Raw genomic sequence first — 18,156 nt, forward strand, 5'->3', positions numbered from 1 at the left:
CTCATCGCGCCAGGGGCATTTACGGCATGACTTGCTTGAATGGCTTGACCACGACATTGGCATAGACGCCGGCCGCAACGAACGGGTCGGCCTCGGCCCATTGCTGCGCAGCGGACAGGGAGTCGAATTCGACCACCATCAGGCTGCCGCTGAAACCTGCGGCGCCCGGGTCGTTGCTGTCCACCGCCGGATGCGGGCCGGCCAGCACTACGCGGCCTTCGTTCTGGAGTTTTTGCAGGCGCTCCAGGTGCGCGGGACGAGCGGCCTGGCGTTTTTCCAGGGAGTTGGCGACGTCGGTAGCAATGATTGCGTAGAGCATGTCAGTCCTCGGTTTTTGGCGTGGTGGGGTCGGCATCATGCAGATGACGGGACAGGTAGATACCCTGGCCAATCAGGAACAACAGCGTCATGCCCAGGCTACCGAAGACCTTGAAGTCGACCCAGTACTCCTGGAACGTGAACGCAACGAACAGGTTGGCGGCACCGCAGAACAGGAAGAAGGCGATCCAGGCGATGTTCAACCGGGTCCAGATCAGTTCCGGCAGGTTGATGGCATGGCCCATGATGCGCTTGATCAGCAAGCGGTCACCGATGAAGTGGCTGCCTATGAAGGCCAGGGCGAACAGCCAGTTGACCACCGGGGCCTTCCATTTGAGGAAGGTTTCGCTGTGGAAGGCCAGGGTCAGGCTGCCGAACACGAGGCAGGCGATCAGGGTCAGCCACTGGCTCTTCTCCAGCTTGCGCTGGGACACGAAGAGTGCGCCGTAGACCACCAGGGAGCTGATGATCAGCACTGCGGTGGCGCTGTAAATACCGCCTACAGTCAAGGAATGACCGGCGAAGTCGACGGCCCGGGGATCAAGTTTGTAGACGATGAAAAACAGCAGGAGCGGGATGAAGTCGATGAATTGTTTCACAGTGGCAGCCAGAAGCAGGATGTGGCGGCATAATAACAAACATCCTTGGCCGCGATAGGGCCAGCTGATTTGAGGTAACAAACTCTCGTGAATGTTGATTTGCACTGCCATAGCACGGCCTCCGATGGCGCCCTGGCGCCTGCGGTTCTGGTGGCGCGGGCGTTCGAGCACGGCGTGCGAGTCCTGGCCCTGACCGATCACGACACCCTCGAGGGCCTCGACGAGGCCCGCAGCGCCGCCACGGCGCTGGGCATGCAGCTGGTCAATGGGGTCGAGTTGTCGTGTACCTGGGGCGGGGCGACCATTCATGTGCTGGGCTATGGTTTCGATGTGAATGCGCCCGCTTTGGTCCAGGCCATCGCACAGCTGCGCGACGGGCGCTGGCTGCGTTCCGAAGAGATCAGCCGCAAGCTGGCCCTCAAGGGCATGCCCGGTGCGCTGGACGGCGCCCGGCAGATCCAGCAGGAACTGGGCGACAGCGGCAACGCACCGGCCCGCCCACATTTTGCCGACTGGATGGTGCGCGAAGGGTTCGTCAAGGACCGCGCCGAAGCGTTTCGCAAATGGCTGGGGGCCGGCAAGCTGGGGGACGTCAAGCAGCACTGGCCGACGCTGGAAGAAACCATCGAGACCCTGCGGGCCGCTGGCGCATGGGTCAGCCTGGCACATCCATGGCATTATGACTTCACTCGCAGCAAGCGCCGTCGCCTGGTCGCCGACTATATTCAAGCGGGGGGCCATGCCATTGAGGTGGTCAACGGCCATCAGCCTGCCGAGCAGGTCGGCAGCCTGGCGATACTGGCCCGTGAGTTCGGCCTGCTGGTTACCGCCGGCAGTGATTTCCATGGCCCTGGGGGCTGGTCCGAGATTGGCGAATACCGCCCGTTGCCGGAAGATCTGCCACCACTATGGTGTAGATTCAAACATGATCCCGTTACCGCCGCCGTCTGAACAGGTAGAACACGTGAGTCAATTTTTCCAGATTCATCCGGAAAACCCGCAAGCGCGCCTGATCAAACAGGCCGTGGAAATCATTCGTGGCGGTGGCGTGGTGGTCTATCCCACCGACTCGTCCTACGCCATCGGTTGCCAGATCGGCGACAAGAATGCCGTGGAGCGGGTACGACGCCTGCGTCAACTGGACGACAAGCACAACTTCGCGCTCATCTGCAGCGACCTGTCGCAGTTGGGCCTGTTCGCCAAGATCGACACCGGCACCTTCCGCCTGCTCAAGGCGCATTTGCCGGGACCATACACCTTTATTCTCAATGCCACGCGGGAAGTCCCGCGGCTGTTGCTGCACCCGAAAAAACGCACCATCGGCCTGCGGGTGCCGAGCCATCCCATTGCCCTGGCGCTGCTGGCGGAACTGGGTGAGCCGCTGATGAGCGTGACGCTGATCATGCCCGGCGAGAGCGAGCCGTTGACCGATCCCTATGAAATGCGCCAGATCCTCGAGCATCAGGTGGACCTGATCATCGACGGCGGTTTCGGCGGCATGTCGGCGTCCACGGTGATCAACCTGGCCGATGGCGAGCCCCAGGTGGTGCGTGTCGGTTGTGGCGATCCGACGCCGTTCATGGTCGAGGCCTGAATGTCCGCCGTGGAAACCGCCGTGGACCGTACAGACAGCCAGGCCGGCGCGCAGCAGGAGCTGCCGTTCGCCATGGTCTATGGCCAGGCGGTCATGGAAATGCCTCTGGACCTGTACATTCCGCCGGATGCGCTGGAAGTGTTCCTCGAAGCCTTCGAGGGCCCGCTTGACCTGCTGCTGTACCTGATCCGCAAACAGAACATCAACATCCTCGACATCCCGGTGGCGGAAATCACCCGCCAGTACATGGGCTACGTCGAGTTGATGCAGTCGGTGCGCCTGGAACTGGCGGCCGAGTACCTGGTGATGGCGGCCATGCTGGCCGAGATCAAGTCGCGGATGCTGCTGCCGCGCTCGGCAGAGGTCGAAGCGGAAGAAGACGACCCGCGGGCCGAGCTGATCCGCCGGTTGCAGGAGTACGAACGCTTCAAGGTCGCAGCCGAAGGCCTCGATGGATTGAACCGGGTCGGGCGCGATGTGGTGGTGCCCAAGCTCGATGCCCCCGAGGCGCGGGCGCGCAAGTTGCTGCCGGATGTGAGCCTGGAAGAGTTGCTGATGTCCATGGCCGAGGTCCTGCGCCGGGGCGATATGTTTGAAAGTCACCAGGTCAGCCGCGAAGCGCTGTCCACCCGCGAGCGCATGAGCGATGTGCTGGAGCGGCTCAAGGGCGGTGGCTTCGTGCCGTTCGTCGAGCTGTTCACCGCCGAGGAGGGGCGCTTGGGTGTCGTCGTGACGTTTATGGCGGTCCTGGAATTGGTCAAGGAATCCTTGGTCGAGCTGGTGCAGAATGAGCCGTTCGCAGCGATCCACGTGCGGGCACGAGCCGAATAACGAGCAAATCAATGAATCTGACTGAACCCCGCGAGCTGGCCCCCTTGCTTGAAGCTTTCCTGTTGGCCTCGGGAAAGCCGCAATCGATGGAGCGCCTGTTCGAACTCTTTGAAGAAGGCGAGCGACCTGAGCCGGCCGTATTCAAGAAGGCCCTGACGCTGTTGGGCAAATCCTGCGAGGGGCGGGCCTTCGAACTCAAGGAAGTGGCGTCCGGTTATCGCCTGCAGATCCGCGAGAAGTTCGCGCCATGGGTCGGGCGCTTGTGGGAGGAGCGGCCGCAGCGCTATTCCCGCGCCATGCTCGAAACCATGGCGTTGATTGCCTACCGCCAACCGATCACCCGTGGCGAGATCGAAGATGTGCGTGGCGTGGCGGTCAACAGCCATATCGTCAAGACGTTGCTGGAGCGCGAGTGGATCCGTGTCGTTGGCTATCGCGATGTGCCCGGCAAACCGGCGATGTTCGCCACCACCAAGGCCTTTCTCGATCACTTCAACCTGAAGAACCTCGATGACCTGCCGCCGCTGGCCGAACTGCGGGAGCTGGAACCCGAGCCTATGCTGGAGTTCGACGACGCCCCGGTGCCCCAGGGCCTGCAGGAACTGGCCGACGCCAGTGCCGAGCCCGAGGAGCCGAAGGAAGAGACCAGTTTCCACTCGTTGTTGCTGGAGCTGGACACCATGGAGGAGGGCTTGAAGACCGATTTCGACGACCTGCTGCGTGAGGGGCCGGGGCCAGAAAGCGAGACAGATGAGTTGCCGGAGCCTGACAGCGAGGCGGAACCAGAGCCAGAGCCAGAAGCGGAACCGGAGCCGGAAGAAGACATCCTCGGCGTTGCCCAAGCCCGGGAAAAGCTGCTGGCCGCCGTCGCCGCCCTCCAGCTGCCGGAACCCGAACTGAGTGATGAAGAAGCCGAAGCCCGGGCCTTGGCCGAAGCGATCGAAAACGAACGACGCCAGTTCGACGACTGATCCGATTTTTTGGTGATTGGACCTCCGCTATCGCGAGCAAGCTCGCTCCCACAGTGGATCTGCGGCGGTCACAGGAACCCGGTGCATCCCAATCCCTGTGGGAGCGAGCTTGCTCGCGATAGCGGTCTGACAGTCAACACCGGCAATCGCGAGCAGGCTCGCTCCCACATGATTCGTGCGCCGCACCGGTCGGCGGAAAAAGCGCCGGGCGCGCGTTGATCAGCTAGTCTCTGATGCGCAATCGCCTCAACGAGCGTATGATTCGCGACCCTTTGGCGATCCCTTCGTCGAAGACCCGTTTTCAAAGCGTCAGGCCAAGCCTGGCTCGACCACACCGGGAGGTGCCCAGAATGAAAGACCAAGACCAGAACGACAGCCAGGAAATCGGCCCAGCAGGCGAAAAGCTGCAAAAAGTCCTCGCCCGTATCGGCGTCGGCTCGCGCCGTGACGTGGAAGCCTGGATCACCCAGGGCCGGATCAAGGTCAATGGCAAAGATGCCACCTTGGGCCTGCGTGTCGACATGCACGACGCCATCACCATCGATGGCAAGGTGATCAAGCGCGAAGAGGCCGCCGAAACGGTGCGTCGCGTGATCATGTACAACAAGCCCGACGGCGAGATCTGCACCCGTGACGACCCGGAAGGCCGTCCGACCGTGTTCGACAAGATGCCGCGTCCCAAAGAAGGCCGTTGGATCAACATCGGTCGCCTGGACATCAACACCACCGGTTTGCTGATGTTCACCACCGACGGTGAACTGGCCAACCGCTTGATGCACCCGTCCTACGAGATGGACCGCGAATACGCCGTGCGTGTGCGTGGCGAAGTCGACGACGAGATGATCGAGCGCCTCAAGGCCGGCGTCGTGCTGGAAGACGGCCCGGCGCGTTTCACCGACATCAAGCAGGCGCCCGGCGGTGAAGGCTTCAACCACTGGTACCACTGCGTGGTGATGGAAGGTCGTAACCGTGAAGTACGTCGCCTGTGGGAATCCCAGGGGCTGGTGGTCAGCCGCCTCAAGCGCGTGCGTTTCGGTCCGGTGTTCCTCAATTCCGACCTGCCGATGGGCCGCTGGCGCGAAATGAGCCAGTACGAAGTCGACATCCTGGCAGCCGAAGTGGGCCTCAAGCCCGTGGCAATGCCGCAGATGACCGCCAAGAGCAAGGACAAGCTGGAGCGGATGCAGCGTAAATCCTCGCGCCCGATGGGCAAGACCGAGCGCGTGCGTACGCTGCGTCCGGCTGCCGAAGGCGCACCGACCGGTCCGCGTCCTTCGCGCGAGCCGCAGATCGAAGGCGAACGCCCGGCCCGCAAGCCTGCTCCGCGTCAGGACGGTGAGCGTGGTCCACGCACGCCGCGTCCGGCCAACGGTCGGACTGAACGTGGTGAAGGGCGCGGTGCTCCGGCTGGCCGCGGTACGCCAGTCGCCGATCGCCCGGCCGACACCAAGCGCCCGGCCAAGCCCGCGCCGAAAAAGCGCCCGGGTATCGTCCTGGCCGATCGCGATGCGCCATCGGGTAAACGCCGTGGTGCACCGGCAGGTTCGGGACAGCGTCCGGGGTTTGGGCGTCGTAAGCCGGAGTGATCGGCGAGCGCCCATGAAAAAAAGCCAACTTTCGAGTTGGCTTTTTTTTGAGCAGACTTTAGTGATGCGGTGCCGGTGAGTTCGCTATCGCGAGCAAGCTCGCTCCCACAGTTGATCTTCGGTGGATGGAGATAGGTGTTCGACACCGTTCCAGTGTGGGAGCGAGCTTGCTCGCGATGGAGGCATCAGCCTTGCAGAAATCCCAACCTAAAGCACAAACCGCCCATCAAACATCGGCTCATTATCCAGCGCCAACATCCCCTTCTCGAAAATCAGATCCAGGTGATGGCTGCCCTTGGCCCCGCCGCCGAGCCCCAGGTGCAGGCCGCAATGGCGCTCCTCGAAACCGGCATTGCGGGCGTACAGGCTCTTGACCCCTTCGTTGGTGCCGATCCCCAGTTCCTCGATGCGGCGGTTGGACGGGTTGGCGTCCAGGTATTTGTTGAAGTCGTGCTCCAGACCCGGCACCTCGGTGGCGATTTTCTGGATGGTGGAGTCTTCGATCCACAGCTCCAGCGGCGATTGCAGGACGCCGTATTTGCGCGCGAACGGGATGGTGCTCAGGAAGGTGCCGACAAAATTCACTCGGCCATTGATGGTGTCGCTGTGAGTAGCGATTTCGCCGGGGGCCAGATCGTAGTTGCCGAGGCCGTTGATGTCGGTCCATTTCTTCACGCCGCCCAGGGCGGTGTCGAAATACGAACCGTGGTCATCCTGGAAACTCAGGGTCGTCGCCTGGGACATGCGCCGGATCAGGTGACTGTTGAGCCCGGCGATACGCTGGGGAATCACGCTGAAAGTGTCATAGAAGTAGTCGCCGTAGTCCTTGAACAGCAGCGATTTCTTCCAGTTGTCGGCCATCACGCCTTGCAGTGCGCGGACAAAGTCCGGGCCGTCGGGGCGAGGGTTGGGCAGGGTGGAGGAGTCGTAGAAGAAAATATACAGATCGCTGTCGGCAATGGCCTTGGACAGGCGTTCCGTGGGTTCAAGGTCCAGGCGCATGGCGCTGAACCGGAAGGGCGAGCCGCTGCCGGCCTGTTCGGCGATGGCGCCGGTCAGTGCTTCGTAGTCAGCGGTATGGCCGAGCAACACCTTGGCGGGCTGGATGCCGGCCAGGGCGGGATGGTGTTCGAGGTAGTAAAGGAAATGTGAGATGGCTCGTTGTGTGTCCATGCTTATTCTTCCCTGACAAGTTCATTAAACGTCCCTGACAACCGGCAAAAGTGGCGGAGTCGACCGGCCGGATCGCCTCCGCCGGGCGGTGCCTACAGAGGCCACATCGCCGTGCCGAATGGAACGACGGCATCGGCCTGCATCATTTCAACGGCGGCTTCATGGGTTGGGGCTTCAAACCATTCGTCCAGTTGCAGTTCGGTTTCCAAGTCTTTGTCCAGTGCTTGCATAGTGAATCTCCTAGATGACTTTTACGGAAATAAGCGGCTCGATTCGGCGAATGGAAACAGGCCGGCAACGGCACCGCAGAACTTGTCGGCACGATGCCTGGGCAAGTCGCTGAAAACCTAGTCGAGGGATTTTTGGATTGCAAAAAAATAATTTTATTTTTTTTGTTTGAACTTTTTGTTCCATTTTCAGCGACGGCATTAGTCATTCAAAAACAGCCGCCTGGGTGTTTTTTTAAATAGGTAGCTACCTACCGTCAATTTGCAGTCAGCCCCCGGAAATTTCCTGCTTGGAAAGTTTGCGTTACGCACCGTAAAGGAATGCTGACGATTTTTGCCTTGTGAACGGGCCTCTATCGGCGTTTCGGATGGCTGTAAGAAAAAGCTGCCGAGGGCCCCGGTTTGACGAGTTTTCTGATACTTCGCAGCGCTTGTTTCAGGCCAAGGGGAAGGGTCAGATGCGCGCCATACCTGAAGTGCGGGGTAAGACGCTGATCCGGTGGTGTCTGGCAGCAGGAGGGCCGCAGTGTACAATGCGCGGCGTTTTACTGTGACCCTTAGCGTACCCACGCATTTTCAAGGTTATCCGCCTTGTTCACTCCGCCACGTCATAAGCGTGTCGGGTTCGATTTCGTCACAGATAAAAACAAATAGGTGACGCATGACCGTTGTAGAAAATACGCATTCGGGCGAGCTGAAACGCGGCCTGAAAAATCGCCACATTCAACTGATCGCCCTCGGTGGCGCGATCGGCACCGGCCTGTTCCTCGGCTCGGCGGGGGTGCTGAAATCAGCCGGCCCGTCGATGATCCTTGGCTACGCCATCTGCGGCTTCATCGCCTTCATGATCATGCGCCAGTTGGGTGAAATGATCGTCGAAGAGCCGGTGGCCGGTTCCTTCAGCCACTTTGCCCATAAGTACTGGGGCGGTTTCGCCGGGTTCCTCTCGGGTTGGAACTGCTGGATTCTCTACATCCTGGTGGGCATGTCCGAACTGACTGCAGTCGGCAAGTACATCCATTACTGGGCCCCGGACATTCCGACCTGGGTCTCGGCGGCGGCATTTTTCATCCTGATCAACGCCATCAACCTGGCCAACGTCAAAGTCTTCGGCGAGGCCGAGTTCTGGTTCGCGATCATCAAGGTCGTGGCGATTGTCGGCATGATTGCCCTGGGCAGCTATTTGCTGGTCAGTGGCCATGGCGGGCCGCAGGCGTCGGTGACCAACCTGTGGTCCCACGGCGGGTTCTTCCCCAACGGTGTGAGCGGGCTGGTGATGGCCATGGCGATCATCATGTTCTCTTTCGGTGGCCTGGAAATGCTCGGTTTCACCGCCGCTGAGGCCGACAAACCGAAAACCGTGATCCCCAAGGCCATCAACCAGGTGATCTACCGGATCCTGATTTTCTACATCGGTGCGCTCGTGGTGCTGTTGTCCCTGACCCCTTGGGACAGCCTGCTGACCACGCTCAACGCTTCCGGCGATGCCTACAGCGGCAGCCCGTTCGTGCAGGTGTTCTCGATGCTGGGCAGCAACACTGCGGCGCATATCCTCAACTTCGTGGTGCTCACCGCCGCGCTGTCGGTGTACAACAGCGGCACCTATTGCAACAGCCGCATGTTGCTGGGCATGGCCGAGCAGGGCGATGCGCCCAAGGCCTTGTCCAAGATCGACAAGCGCGGCGTGCCGGTGCGTTCGATCCTCGCGTCGGCGGCTGTCACGCTGGTGGCGGTGCTGTTGAACTACCTGATCCCGCAGCATGCGCTGGAGCTGCTGATGTCGCTGGTGGTCGCGACCCTGGTGATCAACTGGGCGATGATCAGCTACTCGCACTTCAAGTTCCGCCAGCACATGAACCAGACCCGCCAGACGCCGCTGTTCAAGGCGCTGTGGTACCCGTACGGCAACTACATCTGCCTGGCGTTCGTGGTGTTCATCCTGGGCGTGATGTTGCTGATCCCCGGCATCCAGGTATCGGTCTATGCGATTCCGGTGTGGGTGGTGTTCATGTGGGTGTGCTACGTGATCAAGAACAAGCGCAGTGCCCAGCATGAACTGGCTGTGGCGGCTGCCACCAAGTAAGCAAGCCTGAAATACAACAAACCCGGCCAAGTGCCGGGTTTGTCGTTCAAGGAAGGTACAAAATCTGTGGGAACAAGGCCTGTGGGAGCAAGGCTTGCCCGCGATGCAGTCACCGCGATTTATCGATAAACCGCATTACCGTTCATCGCGGGCAAGCCTTGCTCCCACAGACCTCTCCACAGGCCAGACTCCCACAGACCTCTCCACAGGCCAGGCTCTCACAAGCCTCATTCCAGCGGTTTCGAGTATCCTGTGGGTCCTGATACCGGATACTTTCCATGCTGGCGATTTCCAACACCGTGCACATCCCGGACGCCGAGATCGAGCTGACGGCCATCCGCGCCCAAGGGGCAGGGGGGCAGAACGTCAACAAGGTCTCCAGCGCTGTGCATTTGCGCTTCGACATTCCGGCCTCGTCGCTGCCCGAGTTCTACAAGGAGCGGCTGCTGGCCCTGCGCGACAGTCGCATTACCAGCGATGGTGTATTGATCATCAAGGCCCAGCAATACCGTACGCAGGAACAGAACCGGGCCGATGCCCTGGAGCGCCTGACCGAACTGATCCTCAGCGCCACCAAGGTCGAAAAGAAGCGCCGTCCGACCAAACCGACCCTGGGTTCGAAAAAGCGTCGCCTGGAATCCAAGACCAAGCGCGGCTCGATCAAGGCCGGGCGCGGCAAGGTGGACTTCTAGCTTTTCTCCCGTTCCTGGCGATGCCTCGGCGCCTGTCGGTACAGGTAGACGCTCAATGCCAACCCGCCCAGGGCCGCCAGTGCGGCGAATAGAAAGATCGAGGCAAAGCCGAAGCCCGCGGCAATCGCACCGGCCAGCGGTCCGGTGATCCCCAGCGACAAATCAATGAACAGTGAATAAGCACCCACCGCCGCCCCGCGGCTGGAGGCCGGCACCAGGTTGACCGCTTCCACGCCCAGCGCCGGAAACACCAGGGAAAAGCCGAAGCCGCTCAACGCCGCGCCCGCCAGGGCCCAGTGGGCATCCGGTGCGAGCCACAACAGCAACAGGCCCAGGGTTTCCACCGACAGGCAGGCAATCGCCACACGAAAGCCGCCCAGACGGTTGATCAGGTTGCCGAACAGCAGGCGCGCGCCGATGAAGCTGGCGCCGAACAGGCTCAGGCACAGCACGGCGTTGTCCCAGTGCTGGGTGGCGTAGTACAGGGTGATGAAGGTCGCGATGGTGCCAAACCCGATGGAACCCAGGGCCAGGCCGCAGCCGTGTGGCAGCACACGCCCCAGCACGTGCATGAACGGCAGGCGTTCGCCAGTGACGATGGGCGCGGCGGTTTTGCGCCAGGCCAATGCCAACCCCAGCAAGCCGAGCAAGATAATGCTCACGCCCATGCTCCATAGCCCCAGCGCATTGACCAGCCACACCCCCAGCGGTGCGCCAATCGCCAGCGCGCCGTAACTGGCGATACCGTTCCAGGAAATCACCTTGGCGGTATTCGCCGCGCCGACCCGGCCGATGCCCCAGCCAATCGAACCGGAGCCCACCAGGCTTTCCGCGCTACCGAGCACCAGGCGACCGATCAGCAGGCTGATTAGGCTGAACGTTGGCAGGTGGGGCGTCCAGGCAGACACCAGCATGAACACACCACTCAGCCCGCAGCCGGCGAGGCCGAACATCACCGCGCGCTTGCTTCCCAGGTTATCGATGATTCGCCCTGCATAAGGACGACTGAGCAGAGTGGCCAGGTATTGCACGCTGATCACCAACCCGGCGATCACCGCGCCGAAGCCCAGTTCGCCGTGGACGAACCCGGGCAGTACGGCCAGGGGAATGCCGATATTCAGGTAGCCGATGAATGTGAACAGGACGATGGAAACGACTTGCAGCGTGACCGCCAGGGGGCGCTGGGAATCTGACATGGGGTAAAGGTCCACGGAGCAGCAGGATAGGTAGGCTGCTTATGATAACGGCGACCGTGGGGTCAGGGCGGGGAAAAGTAAAACTATTTGCCCAATGGTGGTTCAGCTGCCGTTCTCACCGCTGACCAGGCGTGTGGTCACCAGTGCGGCGATGGCGTTTTCTTCGCTGCCAAAGCGCGCCAGCAGGGCTGCTTGTTTCTCGGCAGGAAGGCGGGTCCAGATCTCGACCATTTTTTCGGCAGTGCCGATCAGCACGCTGGCCTGGGCTTCGCTGAATGGAGGGGTGTCATCGGTCATGGAGGGCTCGGGATTCAGGCAGTGTGGAAAGCGCATCTTAGCGCTTTCCACACGGTCTGGTGGTGCGGGTCAATCAGTCTTCGCTGTCGGCCTGGCGGCGTTCAGTGGCTTCTTTAGGCTCGGGTTGCTGGGCGTCTGCTTGCCCCCCGGCTTGTAGCGTGGTCGTCTGCTCAGTGTCGTGCAGGCTTGGGAAGGGGAGATTAGGGATCTCGTGCATATCGCGCTCCTCGCAAAGTCTGTGGATAGATCTGGTAGATCCGCGCTTTTACAAAGCCTGGGCAGGATACAGCAGGAGAAATGACAAAAAGACTTTTAAATCCCGTCGGGCCGACAAAAGGGATTGTCTGGACAAGTCATGACCAATCACTCCGTGCGGCGTCCTGGCGCAACTTTTTCAGCCCCGGCTACCGGCCGTTACCAGTGGTCGGCAAGGCTCAAGAATGCCTCTGCAAGGCCGATGGTCTGTACAAATCCTTTGGCATTCGGTTTCGACACCGGACATGGAAGTCGGGGCGTCGTTAGCTCTTTTTACCCCCACGAGATTCTTTCCATGTTTCTACAAAAATCCTTGAGAGCCCAGATCCTTGCCCTGCTCAGCGGCAGTCTGTTGGCGATGCTGCTGATCGCCCTGGCGTCCTTCCATTTCCTGTCCGAGGGTGTCCAGAATTATCGCCAACTGATTGATGGCCCGTTGCGCGCCTCACAATTGATCGACGAGGCCAACCTGCAATTCAAGGTGCAGGTCCAGGAATGGAAAAACGTCCTGTTGCGCGGCAAGCAGCCAGCGGACCTGGATAAGTACTGGAAGCAATTCGAGGAACGCCAGCACGATGTCCAGGGCATTCTGGGTGAGTTGATCGGGCACAAGGACCTCCCAGCCCAAATCAAGGCGCGCATTGAACGCCTGCGGGACGAACACCGTCAGTTGGGTTCGGCGTACCAGAAGGGCCGGGACGCGTTTGTGGCGGCAGGTGCTGATGCGACGGCTGGTGATGCAGCGGTCAAGGGCGTCGACCGTGCTGCCAGTGAGCAGATGAGTGAGCTGGTCGCCGAGTTGCACAAGATGGGCAGCGAGCAATCGGTGTCGATCAGTACCGGGGCCGACCGGACCATTCTGCTGGGTACTGTGGTGATGCTGGTCTCAGGCCTGCTGATTGGGGTGTTCAGCCTGTGGATGGTCAACCGCAATCTGGTGCAGCCTATCCGCAACCTGATCGCATACGTGACCCAATTGAGTCACGGTCGTTTCGCCGAGCGGGTCGTCAGCAATCGCCAGGACGAACTGGGCGATCTCGCCCTGGCGGCCAATACCTTGCGCGATTTCCTCGCCGAAACCTTCACGCGCCTGCAACGCAGTGCCACGGAGCTGGACAGTGCCAGCGGTGAACTCAATGCCATCGCCAGCCTGATGAGCCAAGGCACCAGCGAACAATTCGAACGCACCGATCAGGTGGCAACGGCAATGAACGAGATGTCCGCCACCGCCCAGGAAGTTGCCCGCCATGCCGCCGATGCGGCGCGGGCTGCCGATGATGCCGATCACTCGGCGCAGCAGGGCGAGAAAGTGATGCAGGGCACTATCCACACCATCACCCAGATGCGCGGCGAGATTGCCAACACGGCCACGGTGATCCGTCGTCTGGAAACCGACAGCGGGCGCATCGGTAAAGTGCTTGAAGTGATTCGCGGGATTGCCGAGCAGACCAACCTGCTGGCCCTCAACGCTGCCATCGAAGCGGCCCGGGCGGGGGAGGCCGGACGTGGTTTCGCGGTGGTCGCCGATGAGGTTCGCAACTTGGCCCAGCGCACGGCGTCATCGATCATCGAGATCAATCAGATTATCCAGACCGTGCAGACTGGCGCAGTGGACGCGGCCCAGGCCATCGAAAGCGGGCAGTCGCGCAGTGAAGAAAGTGTCGAGCAGGTGACCCAGGCCGGCGCCATGCTGGAACGCATCACCCAGGCGGTGGAAGCGATTCGCGACATGAACCGCCAGATCGCCACCGCCGCGGAAGAGCAGACCTCCGTGGCCGAAGACATCTCGCGCAACCTCACCGAAATCACCTGCATCGCCAGCACCAACCTCGACAATGTGCAGCGCACCGAAGCGGCCAGTCGGGATTTGCATGGGTTGTCGGGGCAGTTGAATGAAGTGACGGCGCGGTTGAGTGCCTAACCCCAGTGGCGAGGGAGCAAGCTCTCTCGCCACAAAAGCTTATGCGAACCTGAGGTGGATCAATCTCAATAATCGCGCCGCTTGCGAAATGCCCATCGGCCTGCAATCACGGTGAAGGTTGCCACCAGCGCCACCAGGATCCAGAAGCCCTCCGGATCACCGGCCAGCGGCACGCCGCCGACGTTCATGCCGAAGAAACCGGCAATGATGTTGATGGGCAATGCCAGGACCGTGACCACCGTCAGGGTGAACAGCGTGCGGTTGCTTTGTTCGTTGAGGTTGGCGGCGATCTCTTCCTGCAGCAGCTTGATCCGCTCGCCCAGGGCGGTGAGGTCGTTGATGATCAGGGCGAACTCCTCGGTGGACTTGCGCAACTCCTTGACGTCTTCCTTCTGCAGCCATTGCGGTGGGCGGTTGAGCAGGCGCAGCAACGAGCCTGGCTCCAGGGCCAGCAGGCGTTGCAGGCGTACCAGCACTCGGCGCTGGGCGCCCAACTCGGAGCGGTTGGTGGACAGTCGCGAAGAGAGCAGTTGGTCTTCGATCTGATCGACGTTGAGGCTGGTCTTGCGCACGATCTGGGTCAGCACTTCGCCTTGGTCGCGCAGCAGATGCACGAGCAGTTCCAGCGGTGAGCGAAAGCACTCGCCGGCCTTGACCGATGAGCGCAGCTTGTCGACCGAGTGCAAAGGTTGCAGCCGCGCGCTGATGATCAGCCGACTGTGCACGCAAACCCACAACGTCGATACATCCGAGGACACCAGGTTGCTGAGGTTGAACACCACATCGTTCACCACCGCCAGCAATGCCGAGTCCACATGTTCGATGCGGGTCGAGCGCGAGCCTTCGTGCAGGGCTTCGAAGAATTCCTGGGGCAAGGCCAGGTGGCTTTTCATCCAGCGCTCGCAGGCAGCGTGGGCCAGGTTCAGGTGCAGCCAGAGGAATTCGTCGGCGTCTTGCGGTTGTTGCAGGCTTTGCAGGGCCTGGGCCGAATCGATCTCCCTGCCACGCTCGCCGGGGCGGAAACGAAATCCGTAAAGCAGGCCGAACAGGTCCGGATCGCGATGGCTTTGGTCGATGCTGTGGTTCATGAGGGCTCGCTGGCGGGGAGTGCCTGTCGCGGCGACAACAGGGTCACTTGAGCGGCATCATTGCAGGGTTTTTTGAAGGTTTTGTGACAGGTGGCTGTGTCACTTGGACCGTTAGCCGTTTACATACGCACGCAAAAGAGCCGCGCAACTTGAAAGTTGCGCGGCTCTACATGGATTAAATCAGTCATCTCGGTCTTGTTTGTTTTCCAAGACCTCTCCGGTAGCGGCATTGAGTTCAACGTCAAACTCTCTGCCATCTGGGTAACGTACTTCAACTTCGTATTCATAACCGTTGAAACGCTCATCCAAGTCAGCAAGTCCGATGGTCGCTCCCGGGTGCAGCTTCTCGACGATCTGTTTAAGTTCGTCCATTGATTTGATCTTGCCTTCCTTGACCAGTTGGGGAATCTGGGTGGCCGGAACATCCTTCGCCTGGGCCAGGCCAGCGGTGAGGGTCAGGGCGGCAACGGTAAACAGGGCAGTCAAAGTTTTCATAGGTCTTTCCTTTGTCGTTAAAGGGTGATTCGTTTAAGTGGGCTCAGATTATCTGTGGCAACTTAATTCACCCTTAATTCGGAAAACTTGCAGCGACTGCACCGATCCGGCCCTGATTCCTCAGTAACCGTTCTTCTCCAATAGTTGCGCCACACTGCCTGTTTCGGGACGCTTGAAGTACTTGAGCAACTCACTGGCCCGATTGGTGAAAATGCCATCCACGCCGGCGTTCATCACTTTCTTGAAGTCCACCGGCTCATCAACAGTGTAGACATGCACCAGCAGGCCCTGGTCATGGGTGTACTGGTTCATCCATGGCTGCACCAGGTCCGCGTAACTCTGGCTGCCGCCATGGGTCAACGCCGCGGACGGCCCAGTACCGATGGCGCCCTGGGCCTTGGCGTACTGAATCCATGTTTCGAATTCTGCCTTATCCTTGGGTTCCTGCTTGGCGTAATAGGCGGCCTTGTCCGTTTCGCCGGACTCGGCAAAAGGCACCTTGGACTTGGGCTCGATGTTGCCTTCGCCCACCCACAACAGCAGGATCTTCGGCACCTTCGGCATCTCTTTGTGCAGCAGTTCGAGACTGCTCTTTTCAAAGGTCTGCAAGACCACTTTGCCTTTGCCCTGGCCGACACCCGTGGCGCGCTTGGCCAGTTTCGACCCGGCCGGGCTCAGCCAACCGCGGTCCTGCAGTTTGTCCTTCAGGTCGCGCTCAATGCCGGGGAACAGCTTCGGCGCCTTGGTCTCGATGTACAGCCCGGGTTTTTGCTGCGGGTTGCCCTCGGCGATATTGATCACTTCATCGAGGGTCAGGATTTTCAGGCCGGCGAACGAAGGTCGCGCGCGGTCCGGGTAAGCGGTGTTGAACCAACTGCCGGCATCGAGGGTTTTGAGCTCCGCCATGGTGAATTCGTTGGCGGTGCTGTCCTTGCGCTCGGGGAATTTGACCGCGACATCCGTTGTGCGCAGCAGGCTGTCGTCATGCAGGACGAACAACACGCCGTCCTTGCTGCGTTGCAGGTCCAGTTCCAGGTAGTCGGCGCCCAGGTCGCGGGCCAGCTTGTAGGCAGCAGCGGTGGATTCCGGCGCGTCGAACGAGGCGCCGCGATGGGCGATGACCGCCGGATGTGGAATACCCTGGAGGGCTGCCAGGGCCTTGGGGCTCGGGGCCTCGGACGCTTGGGTCTGGCCGAAGCCGAGCAACAGGCTCAGCATCAAGGCGGTGCGGGTGAAGGTGACAGGCATGCTCGAAATCCTTTCGTAGGTGTGTGCAAAAAACTATCTTTTAACAACTGAACGCTGTCGGCGCTATCGCCATACCGACATAAACCTGTGCAAAGAAGATTTTTCCCACGCATTTCCAGGCCGCTTTGCAGTACCCTTGCCGCATCAGTTTCCCCGGCAGAGGGAAACCTCAAATCCTGTGTCCGCTTGCCCTGCGTGTAAACCATTGATCAGACGTCCCGAGGGACGTATCCATGAGGTTTACCATGCGCACCACTTCGACATTCATCTGCCAGGCCGCCGACCAGCTCAAGGGTTTTGTCGGCCTGAACCGCAAGACTGGCCAGTACATCGTGCGGTTCAGCGAAGACGCCTTCGGCATGGACGTGGCCGACGACGGCATCATCCCCACCTGCGAATTTGTCTGGGCCCCCGTGGCGGACGGCACCATGGCCCTCAAGCGCGAGCGCATCCAGTTGCTGCTGGACCAGCACATCGACGACCGGATCAACCTCTCCGAACCTTTACGGGTGTACATGGCCCGCAGCGACCTGCCGGAAATCGTGGCGGTGCGGCAGTTGGTGGAAGGCTGAAGCCACGACCTTGACCCCGGTGGGAGCAAGCTCAGCTCCCACAGAGGATTTGTGGTGAAGGCGGGATCTGCGCCCCCCCCCGGGATTCAGTGTGGGAGCAAGGCTTGCCCGCGATGGGGGTGGCACATTCAACATCGCTGCAAGCTGTCCCACCGCCATCGCGAGCAAGCTCAGCTCCCACAGAGGATTTGTGCTGAAGGCAGGATCTGTGCCCCTCCTTCGAGATTCAATGTGGGAGCAAGGCTTGCCCGCGATGGCAGCGGCACATTCAACATCGCTGCAAGCTGACCCACCGTTATCGCGAGCAAGCTCAGCTCCCACAGAGGATTTGTGCTGAAGGCAGGATCTGTGCCCCTCCTTCGAGATTCAATGTGGGAGCAAGGCTTGCCCGCGATGGGGGTGGCACATTCAACATCGCTGCAAGCTGTCCCACCGCCATCGCGAGCAAGCTCAGCTCCCACAGAGGATTTGTGCTGAAGGCAGGATCTGTGCCCTTCCCTCGAGATTCAATGTGGGAGCAAGGCTTGCCCGCGATGGGGGGTGGCACATTCAACATCGCTGCAAGCTGTCCCACCGCCATCGCGAGCAAGCTCAGCTCCCACAGGGGATTTGTGGTGAAGGCAGGATCTGTGCCCCTCCTTCGAGATTCAATGTGGGAGCAAGGCTTGCCCGCGATGGGGGGTGGCACATTCAACATCGCTGCAAGCTGTCCCACCGCCATCGCGAGCAAGCTCAGCTCCCACAGGGGATTTGTGGTGAAGGCAGGATCTGTGCCCCTCCTTCGAGATTCAATGTGGGAGCAAGGCTTGCCCGCGATGGGGTGGCACGTTCAACATCGCTGCAAGCTGTCCCACCGCCATCGCGAGCAAGCTCAGCTCCCACAGAGGATTTGTGCTGAAGGCAGGATCTGTGCCCCTCCTTCGAGATTCAATGTGGGAGCAAGGCTTGCCCGCGATGGGGGTGGCACATTCAACATCGCTGCAAGCTGTCCCACCGCCATCGCGAGCAAG

At 60.6% G+C, this 18,156-nt stretch carries 19 protein-coding genes; 9 read left to right on the forward strand and 10 right to left on the reverse strand.

Annotated features, from left to right (window positions below):
- Positions 1-19: 19 nt before the first annotated feature.
- Together AB4O09_RS08045 and AB4O09_RS08050 are read right to left on the reverse strand one after the other, a co-directional pair.
- On the reverse strand, positions 20-319 hold the full coding sequence (locus AB4O09_RS08045; RefSeq protein WP_003204875.1) for a YciI family protein: 300 nt from the start codon (positions 317-319) through the stop codon (positions 20-22).
- Between the two features lies 1 nt (position 320).
- Positions 321-917 (reverse strand): septation protein A, encoded by a 597-nt coding sequence (locus AB4O09_RS08050; protein WP_003204874.1) that lies wholly within the window; start codon positions 915-917, stop codon positions 321-323.
- A gap of 87 nt (positions 918-1,004) precedes the next feature.
- Between AB4O09_RS08050 and AB4O09_RS08055 the strand changes: the two genes are divergently transcribed.
- The 5 genes from AB4O09_RS08055 to rluB all read left to right on the forward strand — a co-directional run bounded on the left by AB4O09_RS08055 (position 1,005) and on the right by rluB (position 5,899).
- Positions 1,005-1,868 (forward strand): PHP domain-containing protein, encoded by an 864-nt coding sequence (locus AB4O09_RS08055; protein WP_460108077.1) that lies wholly within the window; start codon positions 1,005-1,007, stop codon positions 1,866-1,868.
- Positions 1,869-1,881: 13 nt separating this feature from the next.
- Entirely contained in the window at positions 1,882-2,511 is a 630-nt protein-coding gene (locus AB4O09_RS08060; protein WP_003204870.1) for an L-threonylcarbamoyladenylate synthase, read from the forward strand.
- 132 nt (positions 2,512-2,643) lie between these two features.
- Positions 2,644-3,342 carry a segregation and condensation protein A gene (locus tag AB4O09_RS08065; RefSeq protein WP_165826070.1) on the forward strand — a complete coding sequence of 233 codons (699 nt, stop codon included), beginning with the start codon at positions 2,644-2,646 and terminating at the stop codon, positions 3,340-3,342.
- 11 nt (positions 3,343-3,353) lie between these two features.
- The gene (gene scpB, locus AB4O09_RS08070) at positions 3,354-4,313 is read left to right on the forward strand and encodes an SMC-Scp complex subunit ScpB (protein ID WP_003204867.1); all 960 of its coding nucleotides are present in this window, start codon (positions 3,354-3,356) and stop codon (positions 4,311-4,313) included.
- A gap of 350 nt (positions 4,314-4,663) precedes the next feature.
- Positions 4,664-5,899 carry a 23S rRNA pseudouridine(2605) synthase RluB gene (gene rluB, locus AB4O09_RS08075; RefSeq protein WP_003204865.1) on the forward strand — a complete coding sequence of 412 codons (1,236 nt, stop codon included), beginning with the start codon at positions 4,664-4,666 and terminating at the stop codon, positions 5,897-5,899.
- Between the two features lie 207 nt (positions 5,900-6,106).
- Here the strand turns inward: rluB and AB4O09_RS08080 are convergent, their stop codons facing one another.
- Together AB4O09_RS08080 and AB4O09_RS08085 are read right to left on the reverse strand one after the other, a co-directional pair.
- Positions 6,107-7,072, reverse strand: coding sequence for a M29 family metallopeptidase (locus tag AB4O09_RS08080; RefSeq protein ID WP_003204863.1), 966 nt, complete (start codon positions 7,070-7,072; stop codon positions 6,107-6,109).
- Between the two features lie 92 nt (positions 7,073-7,164).
- Entirely contained in the window at positions 7,165-7,302 is a 138-nt protein-coding gene (locus tag AB4O09_RS08085) for a hypothetical protein (RefSeq protein ID WP_003178782.1), read from the reverse strand.
- 658 nt (positions 7,303-7,960) lie between these two features.
- Here AB4O09_RS08085 and AB4O09_RS08090 point away from each other — a divergent pair.
- Both AB4O09_RS08090 and arfB read left to right on the forward strand, forming a co-directional pair.
- Positions 7,961-9,382 (forward strand): amino acid permease, encoded by a 1,422-nt coding sequence (locus tag AB4O09_RS08090; protein WP_003204861.1) that lies wholly within the window; start codon positions 7,961-7,963, stop codon positions 9,380-9,382.
- 278 nt (positions 9,383-9,660) lie between these two features.
- Positions 9,661-10,074: an alternative ribosome rescue aminoacyl-tRNA hydrolase ArfB gene (gene arfB / locus AB4O09_RS08095; protein WP_013694088.1), complete on the forward strand. Its 414-nt coding sequence runs from the start codon at positions 9,661-9,663 to the stop codon at positions 10,072-10,074.
- On the opposite strand, the gene AB4O09_RS08100 is transcribed toward arfB, so the two are convergent.
- The 3 genes from AB4O09_RS08100 to AB4O09_RS08110 form a co-directional block, all read right to left on the reverse strand.
- Positions 10,071-11,270: an MFS transporter gene (locus AB4O09_RS08100; RefSeq protein ID WP_003204857.1), complete on the reverse strand. Its 1,200-nt coding sequence runs from the start codon at positions 11,268-11,270 to the stop codon at positions 10,071-10,073. The genes arfB and AB4O09_RS08100 overlap by 4 nt on opposite strands.
- Before the next feature lie 102 nt (positions 11,271-11,372).
- Complete coding sequence (locus AB4O09_RS08105; RefSeq protein ID WP_003204855.1) at positions 11,373-11,603, reverse strand: hypothetical protein; 231 nt, start codon at positions 11,601-11,603, stop codon at positions 11,373-11,375.
- A 37-nt stretch (positions 11,604-11,640) separates the two neighbouring features.
- Positions 11,641-11,784, reverse strand: coding sequence for a hypothetical protein (locus AB4O09_RS08110; RefSeq protein ID WP_003204853.1), 144 nt, complete (start codon positions 11,782-11,784; stop codon positions 11,641-11,643).
- Between the two features lie 333 nt (positions 11,785-12,117).
- Here AB4O09_RS08110 and AB4O09_RS08115 point away from each other — a divergent pair, with 333 nt between their 5' ends.
- A complete protein-coding gene (locus tag AB4O09_RS08115; RefSeq protein WP_013694087.1) occupies positions 12,118-13,743 on the forward strand; it encodes a methyl-accepting chemotaxis protein in 1,626 nt (541 codons plus the stop codon).
- A 65-nt stretch (positions 13,744-13,808) separates the two neighbouring features.
- Here AB4O09_RS08115 and AB4O09_RS08120 read toward each other — a convergent pair whose 3' ends face one another.
- The 3 genes from AB4O09_RS08120 to AB4O09_RS08130 form a co-directional block, all read right to left on the reverse strand.
- On the reverse strand, positions 13,809-14,831 hold the full coding sequence (locus AB4O09_RS08120) for a transporter (protein ID WP_003204846.1): 1,023 nt from the start codon (positions 14,829-14,831) through the stop codon (positions 13,809-13,811).
- A gap of 180 nt (positions 14,832-15,011) precedes the next feature.
- On the reverse strand, positions 15,012-15,326 hold the full coding sequence (locus AB4O09_RS08125) for a PepSY domain-containing protein (RefSeq protein ID WP_003204845.1): 315 nt from the start codon (positions 15,324-15,326) through the stop codon (positions 15,012-15,014).
- 120 nt (positions 15,327-15,446) lie between these two features.
- A complete protein-coding gene (locus AB4O09_RS08130) occupies positions 15,447-16,574 on the reverse strand; it encodes a glycerophosphodiester phosphodiesterase (RefSeq protein ID WP_003204842.1) in 1,128 nt (375 codons plus the stop codon).
- A gap of 245 nt (positions 16,575-16,819) precedes the next feature.
- Here AB4O09_RS08130 and AB4O09_RS08135 point away from each other — a divergent pair, with 245 nt between their 5' ends.
- The gene (locus AB4O09_RS08135; RefSeq protein ID WP_003204839.1) at positions 16,820-17,146 is read left to right on the forward strand and encodes a DUF2025 family protein; all 327 of its coding nucleotides are present in this window, start codon (positions 16,820-16,822) and stop codon (positions 17,144-17,146) included.
- Positions 17,147-18,156: the final 1,010 nt, after the last annotated feature.

This window comes from Pseudomonas sp. H1_F01 (genome assembly GCF_054681425.1).